10 protein-coding genes are annotated in these 19,175 nt (G+C 72.5%); 5 read left to right on the top strand and 5 right to left on the bottom strand.

Annotated elements, in window-relative coordinates:
• Nucleotides 1-286: 286 nt before the first annotated feature.
• The 5 genes from ABZ924_RS10455 to ABZ924_RS10435 form a co-directional block, all read right to left on the bottom strand.
• Nucleotides 287-1,099 carry an endo alpha-1,4 polygalactosaminidase gene (locus ABZ924_RS10455; protein ID WP_361906638.1) on the bottom strand — a complete coding sequence of 271 codons (813 nt, stop codon included), beginning with the start codon at nt 1,097-1,099 and terminating at the stop codon, nt 287-289.
• Nucleotides 1,096-1,743 (bottom strand): spherulation-specific family 4 protein, encoded by a 648-nt coding sequence (locus ABZ924_RS10450; protein ID WP_361906636.1) that lies wholly within the window; start codon nt 1,741-1,743, stop codon nt 1,096-1,098. The genes ABZ924_RS10455 and ABZ924_RS10450 overlap by 4 nt, the downstream gene beginning before the upstream one ends.
• 85 nt (nt 1,744-1,828) lie before the next feature.
• Nucleotides 1,829-3,400, bottom strand: a complete 1,572-nt coding sequence (locus tag ABZ924_RS10445; RefSeq protein ID WP_361906634.1) for a hypothetical protein — start codon at nt 3,398-3,400, stop codon at nt 1,829-1,831.
• A complete protein-coding gene (pelF, locus tag ABZ924_RS10440) occupies nt 3,397-4,926 on the bottom strand; it encodes a GT4 family glycosyltransferase PelF (protein WP_361906632.1) in 1,530 nt (509 codons plus the stop codon). Before pelF ends, ABZ924_RS10445 begins: the two co-directional genes overlap by 4 nt.
• A 225-nt stretch (nt 4,927-5,151) precedes the next feature.
• Nucleotides 5,152-7,143, bottom strand: coding sequence for a hypothetical protein (locus ABZ924_RS10435; protein WP_361906631.1), 1,992 nt, complete (start codon nt 7,141-7,143; stop codon nt 5,152-5,154).
• Between the two features lie 384 nt (nt 7,144-7,527).
• On the opposite strand from ABZ924_RS10435, the gene ABZ924_RS10430 reads away from it, so the two are divergent.
• The 5 genes from ABZ924_RS10430 (at nt 7,528) to ABZ924_RS10410 (ending at nt 19,161) form a co-directional block, all read left to right on the top strand.
• Nucleotides 7,528-9,069 carry a leucyl aminopeptidase gene (locus tag ABZ924_RS10430; protein WP_361906629.1) on the top strand — a complete coding sequence of 514 codons (1,542 nt, stop codon included), beginning with the start codon at nt 7,528-7,530 and terminating at the stop codon, nt 9,067-9,069.
• Between the two features lie 340 nt (nt 9,070-9,409).
• Nucleotides 9,410-10,798, top strand: a complete 1,389-nt coding sequence (gene lpdA, locus ABZ924_RS10425) for a dihydrolipoyl dehydrogenase (RefSeq protein ID WP_361906627.1) — start codon at nt 9,410-9,412, stop codon at nt 10,796-10,798.
• Between the two features lie 53 nt (nt 10,799-10,851).
• Nucleotides 10,852-12,654 carry a 2-oxoglutarate dehydrogenase, E2 component, dihydrolipoamide succinyltransferase gene (gene sucB, locus ABZ924_RS10420; protein ID WP_361906625.1) on the top strand — a complete coding sequence of 601 codons (1,803 nt, stop codon included), beginning with the start codon at nt 10,852-10,854 and terminating at the stop codon, nt 12,652-12,654.
• Nucleotides 12,655-12,776: 122 nt separating this feature from the next.
• Entirely contained in the window at nt 12,777-14,177 is a 1,401-nt protein-coding gene (locus tag ABZ924_RS10415) for a hypothetical protein (protein ID WP_361906623.1), read from the top strand.
• Entirely contained in the window at nt 14,170-19,161 is a 4,992-nt protein-coding gene (locus ABZ924_RS10410; RefSeq protein WP_361906622.1) for a caspase family protein, read from the top strand. The genes ABZ924_RS10415 and ABZ924_RS10410 overlap by 8 nt, the downstream gene beginning before the upstream one ends.
• The last annotated feature ends 14 nt before the right edge of the window (nt 19,162-19,175 follow it).

Below are 19,175 nucleotides of genomic sequence, written 5' to 3'. Positions count from 1 at the left end.
AAGGGTCGCCGGAGGCGATCGCGTAGCGACGCGACCGAAGGGAGCGCCCTTGACAGGCCGGCCCGACGCGGAAGGACGATGAGACTGACGGGAAAACCCCATACCCTCCCTGATGCCGTTCGGCTGAGGTCCCGACCCTCGTGGGTCCCGGCCCGCTGTCCACCTCCGTGCCGCCGGGGTCCCGCCGAGCGCCGACCCCGCACCCCGGGGAGGCGGGTGGGCAGCCACCGCCCCGCCCCGGCCCCTCGAGGGGGCAAAAGCCGGCCCGGCCACACCCCCGCACCCCTCAGCAGGTGCGGCGCCAGGCTCCCAGCTCGTACTTCTTCTGCATCGAGCTGAGCTTCAGGCGGCGGGACTGCGCGCAGAAGCGGCTCGGCGGGAGTTCGTACTCCACGTGGAAGACGGCCTTGTCCGCGGTGATGAACGGGGTCAGTTCCTCGCACTCCTCGTACTGGGCGCACTGCTCGTTGACCGCGAAGTCGAAGTCCCCCACCAGCTCGGGGATCTGGTCCAGGTCGTTCTTCAGGCCGACCGACAGGCCCCGCTCGTGGGCGAGTCGCGCGATCAGCCGGTTGTAGCGCAGCTGGTCCTCGGCCGTCAGTGGGAAGCCGGTCTCGTTGCGGTAGCCGTCCATGTTGTCCGGCTCGACCGCGTCGAAGCCCTTGTCCCGGCACATGTCGAACCGCACCGCCATCAGCGGCTCCAGTTCGGCGGTGCGCCGGATGTCGAGCCAGCGCTCGCCCTCCCAGCCGTTGCCCTTGCCGAGCAGTTCCTTGGGGAAGGCGTCCGCGTCCGGCCGGAACTCCTCCCAGGCGCCGGTGGACACGTAGCAGATGGTCCTGCGCCCGGCCTCCTTCAGCCCGGTGACCTGCTCCTTGCTCGTGGTGAACCCGTCGACGTCGTACACCGGCGCCTTCACCGAGGTGTCGAGCCTGCCGCTCAGCTGCCACTGCCAGCCGGTGCCGGGCCGCGGCAGCCAGCGCTCCCCGGGGGCCGGGGCGGGCCCGGGGTCCGGTTCCGCCTCCTCCGGTCCGGAGGTGCAGGCGGCGGCGAGGAGCAGCAGCGGTACGACGAGCAGCGGGAGCAGGCGGCGCTTCACCGGGCGGCCTCCAAGGCGTACGGCAGGGTGCCCCACGGGTGTGCGCCGGTCCCGGGGACCGCGCAATGCACGGCGGCCCCCCGCTCCCGGGCGAGTTCGGCGGCGGGCGCGCCCGGCGGGACGGCGTACACCAGGTGGCAGAAGCGCTGGGCGGGGTGGTCGGCGGTCCAGGGTGGCACGGCCGCGTCCCGGTAGGCGTCCCAGGGGCCCTCGAAGGTGACCAGCAGGTCGGCGAGTTGGGCGTAGCCGGGGTGCGGGTGGATGCCGTGGTTGAGGACGAGCGTACGGGCGCCGGCGGCCCGGGCGGCGACGGCGAGCCGGCCGTAGTGGCCGAGCAGCGCCGGGTCCGGGGAGGCCTGGTCGAGGAAGGCCCCGTCGGCGCCGTACCAGTCGCGGTAGCGCAGGAGGTCCTGCACCACGGCGGCGTGCGGGCGGCGCCCGTAGTCGGTGTCGGTGTAGCCGAGGACGGGCACCCCGGCGTCGCGCAGCCGTTGGGCGACGCCGGCGAACCGCTCGTCGGGGGCCTCACCGGGCCCGCTGGCGGGGTTGAGGACCACCGAGTGCAGCCGGCCGGCGCAGCGGATCAGCAGCTCCCAGTCCTCGGGCCGGTCGGCGGGGTGCTCGTAGAGCGGCACCAGCAGCATGGGGTCCTTCAATCCTTCTTCATCGTGTACGGGGTGATCGGTGAGGGGCGGGATCGGGAGCGGGGCGGGCAGGCCGGGGCCGCCGTCAGCGGTGTGCCGTGGCCCGGCCGAGGAGCAGGCAGACGAGTCCGGCGAGGACGGCCGCCGCGCTGCCGGCGGTGACCAGCTGTACCAGCCGCGGCTGCCCGAGCCCCAGCAGCAGGGCCAGGCTCTGGGCGAGGGCCGCCGAGGCGCAGACGACGGCGGCGGCCCTGACCGCCCCGAAGGACTGCAGGAGCAGCCCGGTCCACATCACGGCGCCGAGCAGCAGCAGGGTGGCGACGCGGACCCCGGTCAGGCCCGGTGCGCCCGGCCAGAACAGGGTGCCGACCGCGCCGAGGGCCAGCAGCACCGCCAGGTAGACGGCGATGCAGCGGGCCAGGGTGCCGAGCATCCGCAGCCAGAACTGCCGGGGCGAGCGGGCCGCCCGCAGCCCTGCGAGGCTGCCGCTGCGGAAGCGGTGGAGCAGCCACTCGGCGGGGCCCATGCTGAGGGTGAGCGCCACGGCGGAGGGCGCGGCCACGGCGTTGGCGGGGCCTCCGGCGAGCACTTCCCCCAGGGCCGCGTACAGCACCAGCAGGCCGGTGCCGAGGCCGAAGACCCCGTACGGCACGGAGTCGCCGAGCCGCGGCCGCTGCGGGCCGTACTCCTCGCCCTCGCCGCGCAGCATCCGCCAGCGGACCGGGCTGCCCCCGGCCACGGCGGGGCGGCGGCCCCACAGCGGCCGGTGCTCGCTGCTGCGGCGGATCCGGCGTGCGGCGGCCCGTACCCCCTCGGCCAGCGGCAGTTCCCGTACGGCGAGGGCGCAGGCGGCCAGCAGGGAGGCGGCCAGCAGGGCGGCCCGCAGCGGCAGGGGCAGGTCGGTGACGAGGGCGAGCAGCGCGCCCGCGGCCATCGGGGCGAGTGCGGCGAACAGCAGCCGCTCCCGGCCGAGGACGAGCAGGACGGTGGCGGCGCCCACGTACACGGCCTGCCCGGCGGCGAAGGCGTAGCTGAACGGTGGCCCGCCGGGCACGGTCAGTGCGGCGGCGATGCCGAGGAGGGCCCCGGTGGGGGCGCCGACGAGCAGGGTCCGCCCGGCGGCGGCCCGGTCGCCCAGTCCGAGCCAGGAGTAGGCGCGGTGGGACAGGGTCTGGTCCCACACCCAGCCGATGAGCGCGCCCGCGAGGAGGGTGAGGGTGCCGGCGGGCAGTCCGAGCCGGTCGGGCGGGCCCTCCAGGAGGGGCGCGCCGAGGACGTAGGCGAGGCCCGGGAGGGCGAAGATGACGCCGCGCAGCAGGCAGGCGGTCAGGGACACCTTCCAGGGGTCGGTCCATTCCTCGGGTTCGGGGAAGGAGCGCGGCACCCGGGCGTAGAGCGCCTCGGCGAGGTCGAAGGAGTCCCGGCGGCCGTAGGCGAGGCGGATGTGCTCGTCGGTCATCCCGTCGGATTCGAGGATGGCGGCGATCTCGTCGGGGTGGACGGCGGCGGCGATGAACCCGTCGAGCCGTTCGACGAGTTCGTCCATCGGGTCGGCGGCGATGGCGACGGCGGCCGTCCCGGGCCCGGTGCGGCGGGGCCGGGGGATGGCGGGCAGCGTGTCGCCGCCGGGGACGCGCAGCCAGAGGGATCCGCTCACCACAGGCTCCCGTCGGCGGCGAGTTCGCGGTACCAGGGGTCGGCGAGCCGCTGGGTCCAGTCGTCGCCCCCGCGGACGGGCAGGACCGCCCGGTCGGCTTGCGTCTGTTCGGCGAGGCCGCGGTAGATGTGGCGGAAGCCGTCCACGGACTGGTGGAGGGTGAACTTCTCGACGACCCGTTTGCGGGAGAGCCGGCCGAGCTCCGCGCGGCGCGCGTCGTCGCGGAGCAGGGCGAGGGTGGCGCGGGCCATGGTCTCGGGCTCGCGCGGCGGGACGACCAGGCCGGTGTCGCCGACGGCCTCGCGGACGCCGCCGACGTCGGTGGAGACGGTGGTGCGGCCGCAGGACATGGCTTCGATGATGCTGAAGGGGAAGCCCTCGCTGATGCTGGAGAGCATCACGATGCTGCCGGCCGCGTAGGCCTTGGAGACCTGCGCGATGCGGCCCTCGTAGGTGATGCCGTCGGCGACGCCGAGTTCGGCGGCGAGCTTCTCCAGGCGCAGTTTGTACTCCTCGCAGCCGGCCGGGACCGGGCCGAACAGGCGCAGCCGCAGGGCGGGCAGTTCGGCACGCATGAACGCGTAGGCGCGGATCAGGGTTTCGAGATCCTTGATCGGGTCGATGCGGCCGCACCAGCTGAGGGTGGGCACCTCGGGTTCGGGTCCGGCCTCGGGGAAGGCGTACGGGTCGACGCCGTTGTAGACGGTGCGGATCCGGTCGGCGCAGGCGCCGCCGCGCTCCTCCCAGCGGCGGTTGTACTGGTTGCAGGGTGTGATCAGGTCGGCCTGCCGGTACCCCTCGCTGTTGAGTTCGCGGTAGAAGCCGAGCAGGAGGGCCTTGACGGGCCAGCGCTGGGCGGCGGTGCGGTAGCCGAGGTAGCGCTCGCGCAGGTAGATGCCGTGCTCGGTGAGGAGGAAGGGCACCTCGTCGAGGTGTTTGGCGGCGAGGGCGGGCAGGGTGGCGAGGCCGCTGCTGACGGCGTGCGCGACGCTGTCGGGCGGGATGCGTACGGCCAGCGGGCGCAGCGCGTGCTCCAGCAGGTCGGTGGCGGTGAGCGCGTCGTGGATGGTGGGCAAGGCGGCGGCCGTGGCCAGGTCCGGGCGGGTCCAGACGGCCATGAGGAGCCGCAGGACCGTTTCGGAGCGCAGGGCGGGGGCGAGGCGGCCGGCCCTGGCGAGGACGGCGAGTTCGCGCAGGGCCTCGGAGAAGCCTTCCCGGGCGGGGTCGAGGAGGGAGAGCAGGAAGGTTTCGTAGGTGTCGGTGAAGCGGCGGTGCGCCCTGCCCCGCAGGGCCGAGCGGCGGCTGCGGCCGGGCGGCGGGCCCCACAGCGGCACGGCGGTGTGGCGGTAGACGTTGCGCGGCAGCTCCCAGGTGACCGGCTCGCGGCCGGTGCCGGTCAGGGCTATGACGTTGAAGTCGACCTCCGGCATGCCGCGGACCAGTTGGTCGCACCAGGTGCTGACGCCCCCGTGGACGTGCGGATAGGTGCCTTCGGTGAGCATGGTGACATGACGCCCATGGCTCATGTGCTCTGTCCCCCCAGGACTGTGTTTTCGTGCGCTCGGTTCGCCTCCGGGAGCGCTGGAGCCGGGTGCCGGGCGGGCGTGCGTCCTCGGAAAACCGCGGGTTCCTCACGGTTTTCTCCGGGCGCTCGCCCGCCTTCGCCGGCGCGCTCCCTTCGGCTCACTCGCGGCAGGCGGCGGCCGAGCGGGGGGCGAGGCCCGCTCGGCCGGATGGAACGGTGGTGCGGGTCAGCTCGGCAGCTTGAGCGTGACCGTGCTCTGGAGCGGTTCGGGCGCGGTCCACGCCGAACGGGTGCCCGCGTAAGCGGTGCCGAAGTCGGCGGTGCCGAACAGGAGCTGCTTCCTGGTGCCTGTGGGTGCGGTGACCGGGGCGACGACGCCGGAGGGCGCCTTGACGGTGACCGTGGTGCCGATGCGGTAGGCGGTGACGCGGCCGTCGGTGAGGGCCTTGTCCCAGGCGGCCCGGCGGCCGAGTTCGACGCCGGTGTCCTTCATGCTCTGGTTGACGATCGGCGCGCTGGGCGCGTAGAGCGTGCGGTAGGTGTCGAGGACCTGGTTGAGGACGGGGTAGAGCGTGCGGTCCTCGGCGAGGTTGGACTGGTGGACGTAGTGCGGGCGCGGGTCGTTGGCCAGCACGTGGCGCAGGGCCGTGCGCGCCTCGGCGGGCACGATGTAGTCCAGGTAGCCGGTGTTCGGGTCGAGGGGGGCGGGCAGGCAGGTGGAGGTCGCCGGGTTGTCCTCGCAGACGCCGCTGCCGCCCTGGGCGCGACTGGTGTAGATCCAGTTGTACTCGTCGGCCATCTCGGCGTTGGTGCCCGTGTTGTAGTACACGTTCATCGGGTGGCGCGGGACGGTCAGGGCCGCGCCGACCGCGCGCTGCGCCGGCTCGCGCGAGTTGTCGCTGCCGACCCACTTGACCCCGTTGTCGGCGAGCGCACCGGCGAGGTTGGGGTTGTCCTGGGGCTGTTGGGGGAGGGTCTTGAGCCCGGAGTGCTCGCCGGTGACGAGTTCGGTCCGGTCGGTGGTGATGCCCTTGGAGGCGGCCCAGTTGTTGTTGTCGCGGATCTGGGCGGAGATCTCGGCCCGGCTCATCCAGTTGACGGCGCCCGCGGCGTCCTTGGTGCAGGTCCACGGGATGACCGTGGTGTCCTGGATGCAGCCGAGGAAGGGGTGGGTGTAGGTGTGGTTGAGCCACCGGTACTTGGCGCGGTCGGCGACGAGTTGTGCGGTGAGGGCGTCGGTGCCGCCGTTCTCGTTCTTCCACTCCTCGCCGGCGCCGGCGTTGAAGAGGAGGTCGAGCTTGAAGTTCTTGCTCTGCTGCCACTGCGCCGCGTACTGGGCGTCGGCGGCGGTCATCCGGATGGTGCTCTCGCGGCCCTCGCCGCCGGCGCAGGCGTAGTCGCCCGGCGTGCAGTTGAGGTCCTTGTTCCAGCGGGCGTCCGGGGCGAAGACGTCGTCGACGTGGACGGCGAAGTAGTTGCGGCTCTGCCCGAGGTGGACGCCCTGGGTGAGCCAGTCGACGATGCCGCGGGCAAGGAGCCGGAACTGCTGCTGGTACTGGTTGTAGCCGAAGGTGACGACGAGTTCGCTGCGGCCGTCGTGGGCGTACTCGCCGACCAGCGAGGCCCGGCCGGAGCCGACGGGTGCGTCGACGTAGCTGGTGTAGCCGGGGCGCGGCCGGCCCATGAAGCCGTAGCTCTCCGGGATCAGCGCGGAGTTGTCCTCGAAGGTGACCTGGCCGCCGAGGTAGCCGAAGGGGCCCGCCTTGCCGGCGGCGGTGACGGCGGCCTGGGTGCCGTCGAGCTGCCCGCTGTAGCCGCCGTTGTCGGTGTACTCCAGTCCCACCCCCGGGTGGGCCCAGGTGTAGGCGTCGACCTGGCGGATGCCGTACGCCGTCTCGTACGCGGTCAGCGCGGCCATCTCGGCGGAGCCCTCGCCGAAGGGGTTCTCGTTGGGCAGGACGACGCCCTGGTACTTCGCCCGCGGCCGGCCGTCGACGGTGTCGGCGAGGAAGGCCGCGTCGATGACCGGGCGGCCGCTGCTGCCGAGCTGGACGCGGGTGTACGGGACGCCCGTGTCGCGGAGCTCCGCGGTGATCGCCTCGACCGAGCTGCCGCCGTCGTCGACGACGAGCACCTTCAGGTCGATGCGCGGTGCCACGGTCGCCGCCTGGGCGGACATGGCGGGTGTGGCGACGGATACCAGGGCGGCTGCTGCCATTGCCGCGGCAACCCTGTTCATCCGGTTCTTTTTGACCATTTCGGCCTTTCCCCCCGCAGGCACTCTCGACAACGACCCAAGGCGGCAGGCCGGGCCGAGGAGGCTCTGTGGAAATCATGCAAAGGGACCCCGCGTCCCCTTGCGAGAGTGGCTCGAGTCTCTCGGGACCTCGTCAGGTCTACGGGGCAAACCTGGAACGAAGAGCACAGATGGGTGAACCTGATGGCCGCGGAATAGAACAACTTGCCAAACCTTCGAGTGACGTACGGACGACCGCGGACGCGTAGGCTCATTTCTGGCGGCCGTCGGGCCGGAATACGATCGCTCCGGATGGCCGTCCACCCACTCGGCCCACAACACAAACGGAAGCGAGACCTCACCACCGTGACTGCTCTGACTCTCAGCACTGCCGGCGCGGCGACGCTGCGCGCCGACGCCCTCGTGGTCGGCGTGGCGAAGGGCCCGAAGGGCCCGGTCGTCGCCCCGGGCGCCGAGGCCGTGGACACGGCCTTCGACGGGAAGCTCGCCGCCGTGCTCGACGCGCTGGGCGCCTCCGGCGCCGAGGGCGAGACCACCAAGCTGCCGGCGCCGGCCGGCCTGAAGGTCCCGGTCGTGCTGGCTGTCGGCCTCGGCCCGGCCCCGGAGCAGGACGAGTCGTTCGACGAGGAAGCCCTGCGCCGCGCCGCCGGCGCCGCCGCCCGCGCGCTGCACGGCAGCAAGAAGGCCGCCTTCGCCCTCCCCCTGGAGGACGCCTCGGCCGTCACCGCCGTCGCCGAGGGCGCGCTGCTCGGCGCGTACGCCTTCACCACCTACCAAGGCGGCGAGAAGAAGGCCTCCGCCGCGGCCGCCAAGAACGGCGGCCCCAAGCGTCCGCTGGCCGAGGTGGCCCTGCTCGGCGGCAAGCCGCGCGACAAGGAGCACAAGGCCGCGGTCGAGCGGGCCGTCGTCGTCGCCTCCGAGGTGAACACGGCCCGTGACCTGATCAACACCCCGCCGAACGACCTCACCCCCGCCGCCTTCGCCTCCGTCGCCGCCGCGACCGGCAAGGAGCACGGCCTGAAGGTCCAGGTCCTGGACGAGAAGGCGCTGGTCAAGGGCGGCTACGGCGGCATCATGGGCGTCGGCAAGGGCTCCGAGAACCCGCCGCGCCTGGTGAAGATCTCGTACACCCACCCCGAGGCGGAGAAGCACCTCGCCTTCGTCGGCAAGGGCATCACCTACGACTCGGGCGGCATCTCCCTGAAGCCGGCCGGCCACAACGAGACGATGAAGTGCGACATGTCCGGCGCCGCCGCCGTCTTCGCCTCCGTCGTCGCGGTCGCCCGCCTGGGCCTCGCCGTCAACGTCACCGGCTGGCTCGCGCTCGCCGAGAACATGCCGTCGGGCTCGGCCACCCGCCCCGGCGACGTGCTGCGCATGTACAGCGGCAAGACCGTGGAGGTCCTCAACACCGACGCCGAGGGCCGCCTCGTCCTGGGCGACGCGCTGACCAAGGCCTCGGAGGAGAACCCGGACGCGATCGTCGACGTCGCCACCCTGACCGGCGCCATGGTGCTCGCCCTGGGCAACCGCACCTTCGGCATCATGGCCAACGACGACGCCTTCCGGACCTCGATCCACGAGATCGCCGAGGAGGTCGGCGAGGCGTCCTGGCCGATGCCGCTCCCCGCCGACCTGCGCAAGGGCATGGACTCCCCCACCGCCGACATCGCCAACATGGGCGAGCGCATGGGCGGCGGCCTGGTGGCCGGCCTCTTCCTGCAGGAGTTCGTCGGCGAGGGCATCACCTGGGCCCACCTCGACATCGCGGGCCCCGCCTTCCACGAGGGCGCCCCGTACGGCTACACCCCCAAGGGCGGCACCGGCTCGGCCGTGCGCACCCTGGTGCGGCTGGCCGAGCGCACCGCCACCGGCGACCTCGGCTGACGCAGGTCCCGTACGACCGCCCCGCGCGCCCCCCGGCGCAGCGGTGTGACGCACGACGCACCCCCGGCCCCCGAAAGGCCCGCCCGACGGGTCCGGGGGTGGTCCGGGGGTGCACGCGCAACGAAATCCGTAGGTTTCTACGCCTCGGTAACCCAGGCTTCGGGCAGAACGACCTGCCACAGTGCGGGCCCGGCGTCCCGCGTTCCCCCGACAAATGCGAAGATGGGTTCTCGGCAGGACAGGGCCCCCACCACAGGGCCGAAGAAACAAGCGGCCGAATACCAGCCGCCGCCCGGTCACAGAGGACCGGTGCCCGGCGCACATGCATGGAGGACGTGACGTGGCGAACGACGCCAGCACCGTTTTCGACCTAGTGATCCTCGGCGGTGGCAGTGGCGGTTACGCCGCGGCTCTGCGCGCTTCCCAGCTGGGTCTGGACGTTGCCCTGATCGAGAAGAACAAGCTCGGCGGCACCTGCCTGCACAACGGCTGCATCCCCACGAAGGCCCTGCTGCACGCGGGCGAGATCGCGGACCAGGCCCGCGAAGCCGCCCAGTTCGGCGTCAAGGCCTCGTTCGAGGGCATCGACATCGCGGGCGTGCAGAAGTACAAGGACGAGGTCATCTCGGGCCTGTACAAGGGCCTCCAGGGCCTGGTCGCCTCCCGCAAGGTGACGTACATCGAGGGTGAGGGCCGCCTCTCCTCGCCGACCTCCGTCGACGTCAACGGCCAGCGCATCCAGGGCCGCCACGTCCTGCTGGCGACCGGCTCCGTGCCGAAGTCGCTGCCGGGCCTGAACATCGACGGCAACCGCATCATCTCCTCGGACCACGCGCTGGTCCTGGACCGCGTCCCCGAGTCCGCGATCATCCTCGGCGGCGGCGTCATCGGCGTCGAGTTCGCCTCGGCGTGGAAGTCCTTCGGCACCGACGTCACCGTCATCGAGGGCCTCAAGCACCTCGTCCCGGTCGAGGACGAGAACAGCTCCAAGCTGCTGGAGCGCGCGTTCCGCAAGCGCGGCATCAAGTTCAACCTGGGCACCTTCTTCGAGAAGGCCGAGTACACCGAGAACGGTGTGCGGGTCTCCCTCGCGGACGGCAAGACCTTCGAGGCCGAGGTGCTGCTGGTCGCCATCGGCCGCGGCCCGGTCTCCCAGGGTCTGGGCTACGAGGAGCAGGGCGTCGCGATGGACCGCGGCTACGTCCTGGTCGACGAGTACATGCAGACCAACGTGCCGACGATCTCGGCCGTGGGCGACCTCGTCCCGACCCTCCAGCTCGCGCACGTCGGCTTCGCGGAGGGCATCCTGGTCGCGGAGCGCCTCGCGGGCCTGAAGACCGTCCCGATCGACTACGACGGCGTTCCGCGCGTCACCTACTGCCACCCCGAGGTCGCTTCCGTCGGCATCACCGAGGCCAAGGCCAAGGAGATCTACGGCGCGGACAAGGTCGTGGCCCTGAAGTACAACCTGGCGGGCAACGGCAAGAGCAAGATCCTGAAGACCGCGGGCGAGATCAAGCTCGTCCAGGTCAAGGACGGTGCCGTGGTCGGCGTCCACATGGTCGGTGACCGGATGGGCGAGCAGGTCGGCGAAGCCCAGCTGATCTACAACTGGGAGGCCCTGCCGGCCGAGGTCGCGCAGCTCATCCACGCGCACCCGACCCAGAACGAGGCGCTCGGCGAGGCCCACCTGGCCCTGGCCGGCAAGCCGCTGCACTCCCACGACTGATCGTCCCGGGCGCGACGACCACTTCCGCACTTTCGTAAGGAGCAACTGAAACCATGGCGGTTTCCGTAACCCTTCCGGCGCTCGGCGAGAGCGTCACCGAGGGCACTGTCACCCGCTGGCTCAAGGCCGAGGGCGAGCGCGTCGAGGCCGACGAGCCGCTGCTCGAGGTCTCGACCGACAAGGTCGACACCGAGATCCCCTCCCCCGTGTCCGGCATCCTGGCCTCCATCAAGGTCGCCGAGGACGAGACCGTCGAGGTCGGCGCCGAGCTCGCCGTCATCGACGACGGCTCCGGCGCTCCGGCCGCGGCCCCCGCCCCGGCTGCCGCCGAGGCCCCCGCCGCCGCTCCGGCCCCCGTGGCCGAGGCTCCGGCCGCTGCCGCCCCGGCCGCCGAGGCCCCGGCCGCTGCCCCCGCCGCCGCTCCGGCTGCGTCCGGCACCGACGTGGTCCTGCCCGCCCTGGGCGAGTCCGTCACCGAGGGCACCGTCACCCGCTGGCTGAAGTCGGTCGGCGAGACCGTCGAGGCCGACGAGCCGCTGCTCGAGGTCTCCACCGACAAGGTCGACACCGAGATCCCCGCGCCGGTCTCCGGCACGCTGCTCGAGATCCTGGTCGGCGAGGACGAGACCGCCGAGGTCGGCGCCCGTCTGGCCGTCATCGGCGTCGCGGGCGCTGCTCCGGCCGCCCCCGCCGCTGCCGCTCCGGCCGCCCCGGTGGCCGCTCCGGCCGCCGCTGCCCCGGCTCCGGCTCCGGCCGCTCCGGCTCCGGCTGCCGCTGCTCCGGCCCCGGTGGCTCCGGCTGCCCCGGTCGCCGCTCCGGCTCCGGCCGCCCCGGCCGCACCCGTGGCCGCTCCGGCCCCGGTCGCCCCGGCTGCCCCGGTCGCCGCTCCGGCCGCTCCCGCCGCCCCGGTCTCCGCCGGTGACGAGGGCGCGTACGTGACCCCGCTGGTGCGCAAGCTCGCCCAGGAGTCCGGCGTCAACCTGAACACGGTCACGGGCACCGGCGTCGGTGGCCGTATCCGCAAGCAGGACGTCCTGGCCGCCGCCGAGGCCGCCAAGGCCGCCGCTGCCGCCCCGGCTCCGGCTGCCGCCGCTGCCGCTCCGGCCGCCAAGGCCCCCGTGGCCGCGGTGTCCGAGCTGCGCGGTCAGACCGTCAAGATGACCCGCATGCGCAAGGTCATCGGCGACAACATGATGAAGGCGCTGCACTCGCAGGCCCAGCTGTCCTCCGTGATCGAGGTGGACATCACCAAGATCATGAAGCTGCGCGAGCAGGCCAAGGGCTCCTTCCTGGCCCGCGAGGGCGTCAAGCTCTCCCCGATGCCGTTCTTCGTCAAGGCCGCGGCCCAGGCGCTGAAGGCCCACGCGGTCGTCAACGCCCGGATCAACGAGGACGAGGGCACCATCACCTACTTCGACTCGGAGAACATCGGCATCGCCGTGGACTCCGAGAAGGGCCTGATGACCCCGGTCATCAAGGGTGCGGGCGACCTCAACCTGGCCGGCATCGCCAAGGCGACCGCCGACCTGGCCGGCAAGGTCCGCTCCAACAAGATCACGCCGGACGAGCTGTCGGGCGCGACCTTCACCATCAGCAACACCGGCTCGCGCGGTGCGCTCTTCGACACCGTCATCGTGCCGCCGAACCAGGTCGCCATCCTGGGCATCGGTGCCACGGTCAAGCGCCCGGCCGTCATCGAGACCGCCGAGGGCACCGTCATCGGCGTCCGCGACATGACGTACCTGACCCTGTCCTACGACCACCGCCTGGTGGACGGCGCGGACGCGGCCCGGTACCTCACCACCGTCAAGGCGATCCTCGAGGCCGGCGAGTTCGACGTCGAGCTCGGCCTGTAAGACACGTACTGCCCCTTGGCAGCACCCGTACGGCGCCCCTGTCCGGAAAACACTCCGGGCGGGGGCGCCGTCGTCTTACCCTGCCGGTCCAGAAGTGAGGAACGTCCGACGGGGGGCTTGCAATGGCGCGGACACGGGTGGTGGATCTCGTCGTGGTCCTGCCGGGCATCATGGGCAGCCGGCTGGCCGACGCCGACGGCCGGGCGGTCTGGGACCTGTCGGGCGGCGCCCTGTGGCGGGGCCTGCGCACCCTCGGCGGCTCCCTGAACCGCCTGCGCCTGCCGAAGGACCTCGGCGACGCCCACCCCGGCGACGGCATCGTCCCCGTCGGCCTGATGCCCGACGTGCACGCCATCCCCGGCATCTGGCAGCCGGTCGACGGCTACACGGACCTCCTGACCTGGCTCGAGCGGAACTTCACCGTCTCCCCCGGCGAGAACCTGCTCCCGTTCCCGTACGACTGGCGCCTGTCCTGCCGCTACAACGCGCACCGCCTGGGCGCCACCCTCGCCCGCGAACTGCCCCGCTGGCAGGCCTCGGCCCCCGAGCGCCGGGACGCCCGCGTGGTCCTCCTCTGCCACTCCATGGGCGGCCTGATCGCCCGCCACTGGGTGGAGCGCCTCGGCGGCCACGAGGTCACCCGACGCCTGATCACCCTGGGCACCCCGCACCGCGGCTCCCTCGCCGCCCTCGACCACCTGGTGAACGGCCTGCGCAAGGGCTGGGGCCCGCTCGGCATCGACCTCACGGCCTTCGCCCGCAGCCTCCCGTCCCTGCACCAGCTGGCCCCGGACTACGCGTGCGTGGAGACCCCGCAGGGCCTGGCGTACGCCCGCGATCTGCCGGGGCTCCCGGGCGTCGACCCGGCCCTCCTCGCGGACGCGGCCGCCTTCCACGCGGACCTGCGCACGGCGGCGAACCGCCCCGCCCCGACCCCGCTCCACGCGGTCACGGGCATCCGGCAGCCCACGCACACCACCGCGCGGCTCACCGGGGCCGACCTGACCCCCCTCTGGCTGATCGACGGCGCGGACGAGCGCGGCGACGGCACGGTGCCCCGCCTCGCGGCCCGCCCGGCCAACGCCGACCTCTCCGGCTACGCGGTGGACGAGTCCCACACCCCGTGCGAGCAGCACGGCGCCATCCAGAACAACCCGGGGGTCCGCGACGCCCTCGCGGGCCTCCTCGGCCAGGACCGCCCGTTCCACCGGGACGGGGAGGAAGACGCGGTCCCCCTGGGCGTCCTGGCCCCCTCGTTCCTCGACCCCGGCGCCCCGTACGAGGTGGCGGTGACGATCCCCGCCGACACCGAGGACCACGACGCCCTCCACCTCACGGCGGAACTCCGCCCGGCGGACGGCGAGGAGCCGCTGTCCCGCACCCTGCGCCCCCTGGGCGAGGGCCGCTACACGGCGACGTTCCCGTCCCCACTCCCCGGCGCGTACCGCCTGGCCGTACGGGTCACGGACCGTCCGGAGACGACGGTGACGGCCCTGTCCCTGGTCGGAGGGGCCGGTGAATGAGCGGATGACGGCCGAGATCCGGGGCACGGCCCTCGGGATCGTCGTCGAGCACTATGAAAACCCGAGGTTCCGCACCCTGACCGGGGCCACCGGCCAGATGCGGGAGCTCTGCAGCCTCCTGGAGGCCCGCGGCTTCGCCCCGACCGTGCTCCCGGACCCGCGGCAGGCGGCCCTGCGCGTCGCGGTGAAGGACTGGGCGAAGGACTGGAACGCGACCGGGGGGCGCGGCCCCGCCGTCATCCTGTGGTCCGGGCACGGGGTGCGCGACGAGCAGGACCTGCGCCTGGTCGTGCACGACACGGACGATCCCGCGTACGGGGACGAGACATATTCGGCCAACTTGCTGACCGAGGCGGCGCTGCGCAGCAAGGCGGACCAGATGCTGCTTCTCATCGACACCTGCCACGCGGGGGCGGGCGTACTGGAGTCCCTGGAGACGGCGTTCGGCAAGCTATCGGGGCGGAACCTCCCACCCGGGCGGTCGGCCTGGCTCGGGGTGCTCGCGAGCAGCCGCCCCCAGGAGAAGGCGGAGGCCGCCGGCATCCTGCTGGACACGCTCACCCGGGTCCTGCGCGAGGGGCCGGGGACGGACGAGTACCGCCACGAGTGGAGCAGCAGGAACGGGCAGGTCAGCGGCGCCACGGTCATCAACACCGTCCTGGCCCAGTGGCCGCAGGAGGTGGGCCACCGCCCGGTGCCGGCGATGTTCGGCGAACCCCGGCTGATGTTCGACAACCCGCTGCGCAGGACCGCGGCCGAGCCGGAGCTCGTGGAGCACCTGGTCCAGGCGAGCCGCGGGGCTCCTCTGACCGACGAGGGCTGGTTCTTCAGCGGCCGCCGCCGCGTGCTGGGCGAGATCACGGCATGGCTGGAGACCCGCCGCCCGGGCCTCTTCCTCGTCACGGGCAGCGCGGGCAGCGGCAAGTCCGCCGTCCTGGGCCGCATCGCCACCCTGTCCGACCCGACGCACCGCGCCGACATCGCCGCGCACGGAGCCCTCACCCCCGAGGACCCGGACCCGGGCGAGGGCTCGATCGACGTCTCCCTCCACCTGCGGGGCTTCACGGTCCAGCAGCTGGCCGAGGCCGTCGCCGACCGGCTGGACCTCCCCCGCCCGGAGACGCCTGCGGCTCTGATCGCCGCGGTGGAGAAGGCCTGGCCCGAAACCGCCGATCGCCGACTGCCGGCCCTGGTCCTGGACGGCCTCGACGAGGCGGCCCCCGACCAGGCCCACCCGATCGTCGAGCAGCTCCTGGCACCGCTGAGCCGCATGACGTGCGTCCTGCTGGGCTCCCGCGACCGCCCGTTCCGCCCCAGCCAGGACCCGGCGGAGCCCCTGGACCGGGCGGTGAGCCGCCTGCTGGACGTCCGCGCCCAGGCCTCGGACCTGGACGCCGAGTCCGACACGACGCAGGACATCCGCGCGTACTGCCAACGCCGCCTGCTGGCAGGGGCGCTGCCTCTGCAGGACGCGGGAACCGCGGCGGACCTCATCACCGCCAGGGCAGCCCTCCACCCGGGCGGCTTCCTCTTCGCCAGAATGGCCACCGACTCCGTCCTCAGACGCTTCGCCTCCTCCGGCCCGGAGGAGGACTGGGCTCAGGCCATCCCCTCCTCCATCAGCGCCGCCTTCTCTGAGGACCTGAGGGACGTCCGGGCCCAGGACCTCCTGGCCGCCCTCTCCTGGAGCGCCGGCAACGGCATGCCGGCGCGCGGCGTCTGGGAGGCGGCGGCCTCGGCCCTGAGCCGGGACGGGGCTACGTACGGCCCCGCGGACGTGGACTGGCTCCTCAACACGTACGGCCGATACGTGGTGGAGGACACCGACGGCACCCAGGCGGTCTACCGCCTCTACCACCGCGAGTTCATCAGCCACCTGCGGGACACGGCAGAGGTGCCCGATCCGGCATACCGCGTGATGCGGGCCCTGGTCAGCCTGCTCCGTGGGCAGACTGCTGACACGACGGTGATCGAGAACGCAAACCCCTACCTGCGCCGGGAATTGTCGGCACACGCGGCCATGGTGAATGGCACTGGAATCCCGCTTGTCCGGGAACTCGTCCGTGCTCGGGAGGAAGTGTTCCTCCCTGTTCTCGCAGAGGCGCTCGTGAGCGTCTCGCATTCCCTGTGGGCGGCCAGCAGGGAGGTCGAAGCCCTTGCGCCGGCAGAGGAAGCCAGTTACCTGTTCCGGTCCCTCGCGGAGAGTGACCCGGCTGCGTATGTCGCCGACTTCGCCATGTCGCTCCACAGCCTTGCGGCTCTTCAGCAGAAGACCGGCAACCGACAGGCCGCATTGGCCACTGCCACCGAAACGGTCGCCCTCCGACGCGCACTGACCCGGGACAATCCCGCTGCCTATTCCGCTGGCCTTGCCGACACGCTCAGCAACCTCGCCGCCTTCCAAGCCGAGACAGGCGACCGATCAGCCGCACTGGCGACCGCCACCGAAGCCGTCACCCTCTACCGCACCCTCGCCCAGGACAACCCCGCCGCCCACCTCCCCGAACTCGCTGTATCGCTCAACAACCTCGCTGCCATCCAGGCCGAGAACGGTGACCGCCGGGCCGCGCTGGCCACCATCACCGAAGCCGTCACCATGCGCCGCACCCTCGCCCAGGACAACCCCGCCGCCCACCTCCCCGAACTCGCCATGTCCCTCAACAACCTCGCTGCCATCCAGGCCGAGAACGGTGACCGCCGGGCCGCGCTGGCCACCATCACCGAAGCCGTCGACATCGTCCGCACCCTCGCCCAGGACAACCCCGCCGCCCACCTCCACGACCTCGCCATGTCCCTCAACAACCTCGCCAACCGGCAATCCGAGACCAGTGACCGCCGGGACGCGCTGGCCACCATCACCGAAGCCGTCGACATCTTCCGCGTCCTCGCCCGGGACAACCCCGCCGCCCACCTCCACGACCTCGCCATGTCCCTCAACAACCTCGCCAACACCCAGGCCGAGAACGGTGACCGCCGGAACGCGCTGGCCACCATCAGCGAGGCCGTCACCATCCGCCGCATCCTCGCCCAAGGCAACCCCGCCGCCTACCTCCCTGGGCTGGCTGGGTCCTTCAACAACCTCGCGAGCATCCAGTCCGCGATGGGTGATTGGAACGGCGCGCTGGCCACCATCACCGAAGCCGTCGACCTCTTCCGCACCCTCGCCCAGGACAACCCCGCCGCCCACCTCCCCGAACTCGCCAAGTCCCTGGAAAACCTCGCCAGCATCCAGTCCGCGACGGGAGACCGGGACGACGCGCTGGCCACCATCACCGAAGCCGTCGGCCTCTCCCGCGTGCTCGCCCAGGCCCAACCGGCCGCCCACCTCCCCGAACTCGCCAAGTCCCTGGAGAGCCTCGCCAGCATCCAGTCCGCGACGGGAGACCGGGACGACGCGCTGGCCACCATCACCGAAGCCGTCGACCTTTACCGCGTGCTCGCCCAGGCCGAACCGGCCGCCTACCTCCCGGACTTAGCCCAAGCCCTCAACAGCCTCACCCTCCGCCAAGCCGAAGCCGGAGAGGTCCAGAGCTCGCTCACCACCATCACGGAAGCCGTTCGCCTCTACCGCGTGCTCGCCCAGGCCCAACCCGCCGTTCACCTCCCGCGCCTCGCCGGAGCACTCAACAACCTCGCGAACCGGCAAGCCGAGGCCGGAGACGCCCACACCGCGCTCGTCACCATCACGGAAGCCGTCGGACTGCGTCGCGACCAAGCTCGGGCCGATCCTGCCGCCCGCCTTCCCGACCTCGCCGTCTCTCTCAACAACCTCGCCAACCAGCAAGCCCAAACTGGAGACACTCACGCCGCACGAGCCACTTTTGCCGAGGCCATGGACCTCTACCTCGCACTGGCCCAGGACGACCCCACCGTCCACCTGCCCGGGCTCGCCCTGACTCTCGAGGACCTCGCGCTCATGGCCCCGGTGCAGGACGCCCTGATGGCCTACGCCGTTGCGGAGCGTGCCCTCGCCGGACATCCGGAGGCGACCTACCAGCTCTCCGTCCAGCGCGCGGAGCTCGAGATCGCCCACACGGATCCGGGCTCCGGTATCCGTACCCTGATTCAGCTCGCATCGGGTGCCACGCCAGGGGCACCCGATCCCATCACGGCCCGCGCCCGGTATCTCCTCCGTGAACACGGCCGAGCCGACGAGGCGAGCTCATCCCGGGTCGCCACCCTCTGGCGCGAGATCACCGGTACCGAACCCCCTTCCTGGCTGGCGCTCCCCGAACGGGTACTCGTCCTGGCGATCGAGTGGATCAACTGCCCCACCTGGGCTGCCTGTCGCGCCTTCTGGGACGCGCACGCCGAAGAGCTCCGGTCCGCCCAGGCAGCGACGGCCCTGGAGGAGCTCGCCCTGCTCAGTCCGGACGCCGCGGTCCACCTCCGGATCGCACGGGAGGCGGATGCAGTCGGCCCGGACAACGCTTTCCGCCGGTATGTCACCGGAGAGCTGCTCCACACCTGGATGGCCCTACCCACCTGGGAGCAGTCTCGCAGCCACCTCACCGAGCACGCGGCAACCCTGCTGCACGACCAGGCTTTCGGTTTGCTCACGGCAAACTTCGAAGCACCCGGTGCCGCCCTGCACTTCGCCCTGCTCAGCCTGGCCCGCGCAGACGGAATTCCCGCCGCCTACCAGTACCTGCAGGACCGCGCCACCGCGGACGCACGGCTCCGGCAGGCCATGGACGCGCCGGAGACTGACCCCGACATCCTGTACGCGCTCGGCCTCCTGGAGCTCCACGCCCACGAGGACGAATTCACCGGCACCGCCCACCTGGCACTGGCGAACGCCCTGGCCGGCAAGCCGGACGCCCCCGGGCGCGACCCCATCGCCTGGCCCCCGGCCACCCCCTCCACCCGCACTCGGATCATCGGGGAGATCGCCGCGCTCATCGGGCGCCAGCCGGCCCACGCCCCCGCCCTCGGGGCCCTCATCCAGGAAATCCTGGCCGCGGCCGAAACCGGACCCGCCTGACCGGACCGCAGCGG

Source organism: Streptomyces sp. NPDC046876, assembly GCF_040645035.1.
Lineage (GTDB): Bacteria > Actinomycetota > Actinomycetes > Streptomycetales > Streptomycetaceae > Streptomyces.
The sequence above is the reverse complement of the archived record's forward strand: the minus strand, read 5'-3'. Positions and strand labels throughout refer to the sequence as shown.

What these genes read in the sequence shown, in the direction of transcription:
- ABZ924_RS10450 (WP_361906636.1), bottom strand. Translation starts at nt 1,743, where the DNA reads ATGCTGCTGGTGCCGCTCTACGAGCACCCCGCCGACCGGCCCGAGGAC.
- pelF (WP_361906632.1), bottom strand. Translation starts at nt 4,926, where the DNA reads ATGAGCCATGGGCGTCATGTCACCATGCTCACCGAAGGCACCTATCCG.
- ABZ924_RS10435 (WP_361906631.1), bottom strand. Translation starts at nt 7,143, where the DNA reads ATGGCAGCAGCCGCCCTGGTATCCGTCGCCACACCCGCCATGTCCGCC.
- sucB (WP_361906625.1), top strand. Translation starts at nt 10,852, where the DNA reads ATGGCGGTTTCCGTAACCCTTCCGGCGCTCGGCGAGAGCGTCACCGAG.
- ABZ924_RS10415 (WP_361906623.1), top strand. Translation starts at nt 12,777, where the DNA reads ATGGCGCGGACACGGGTGGTGGATCTCGTCGTGGTCCTGCCGGGCATC.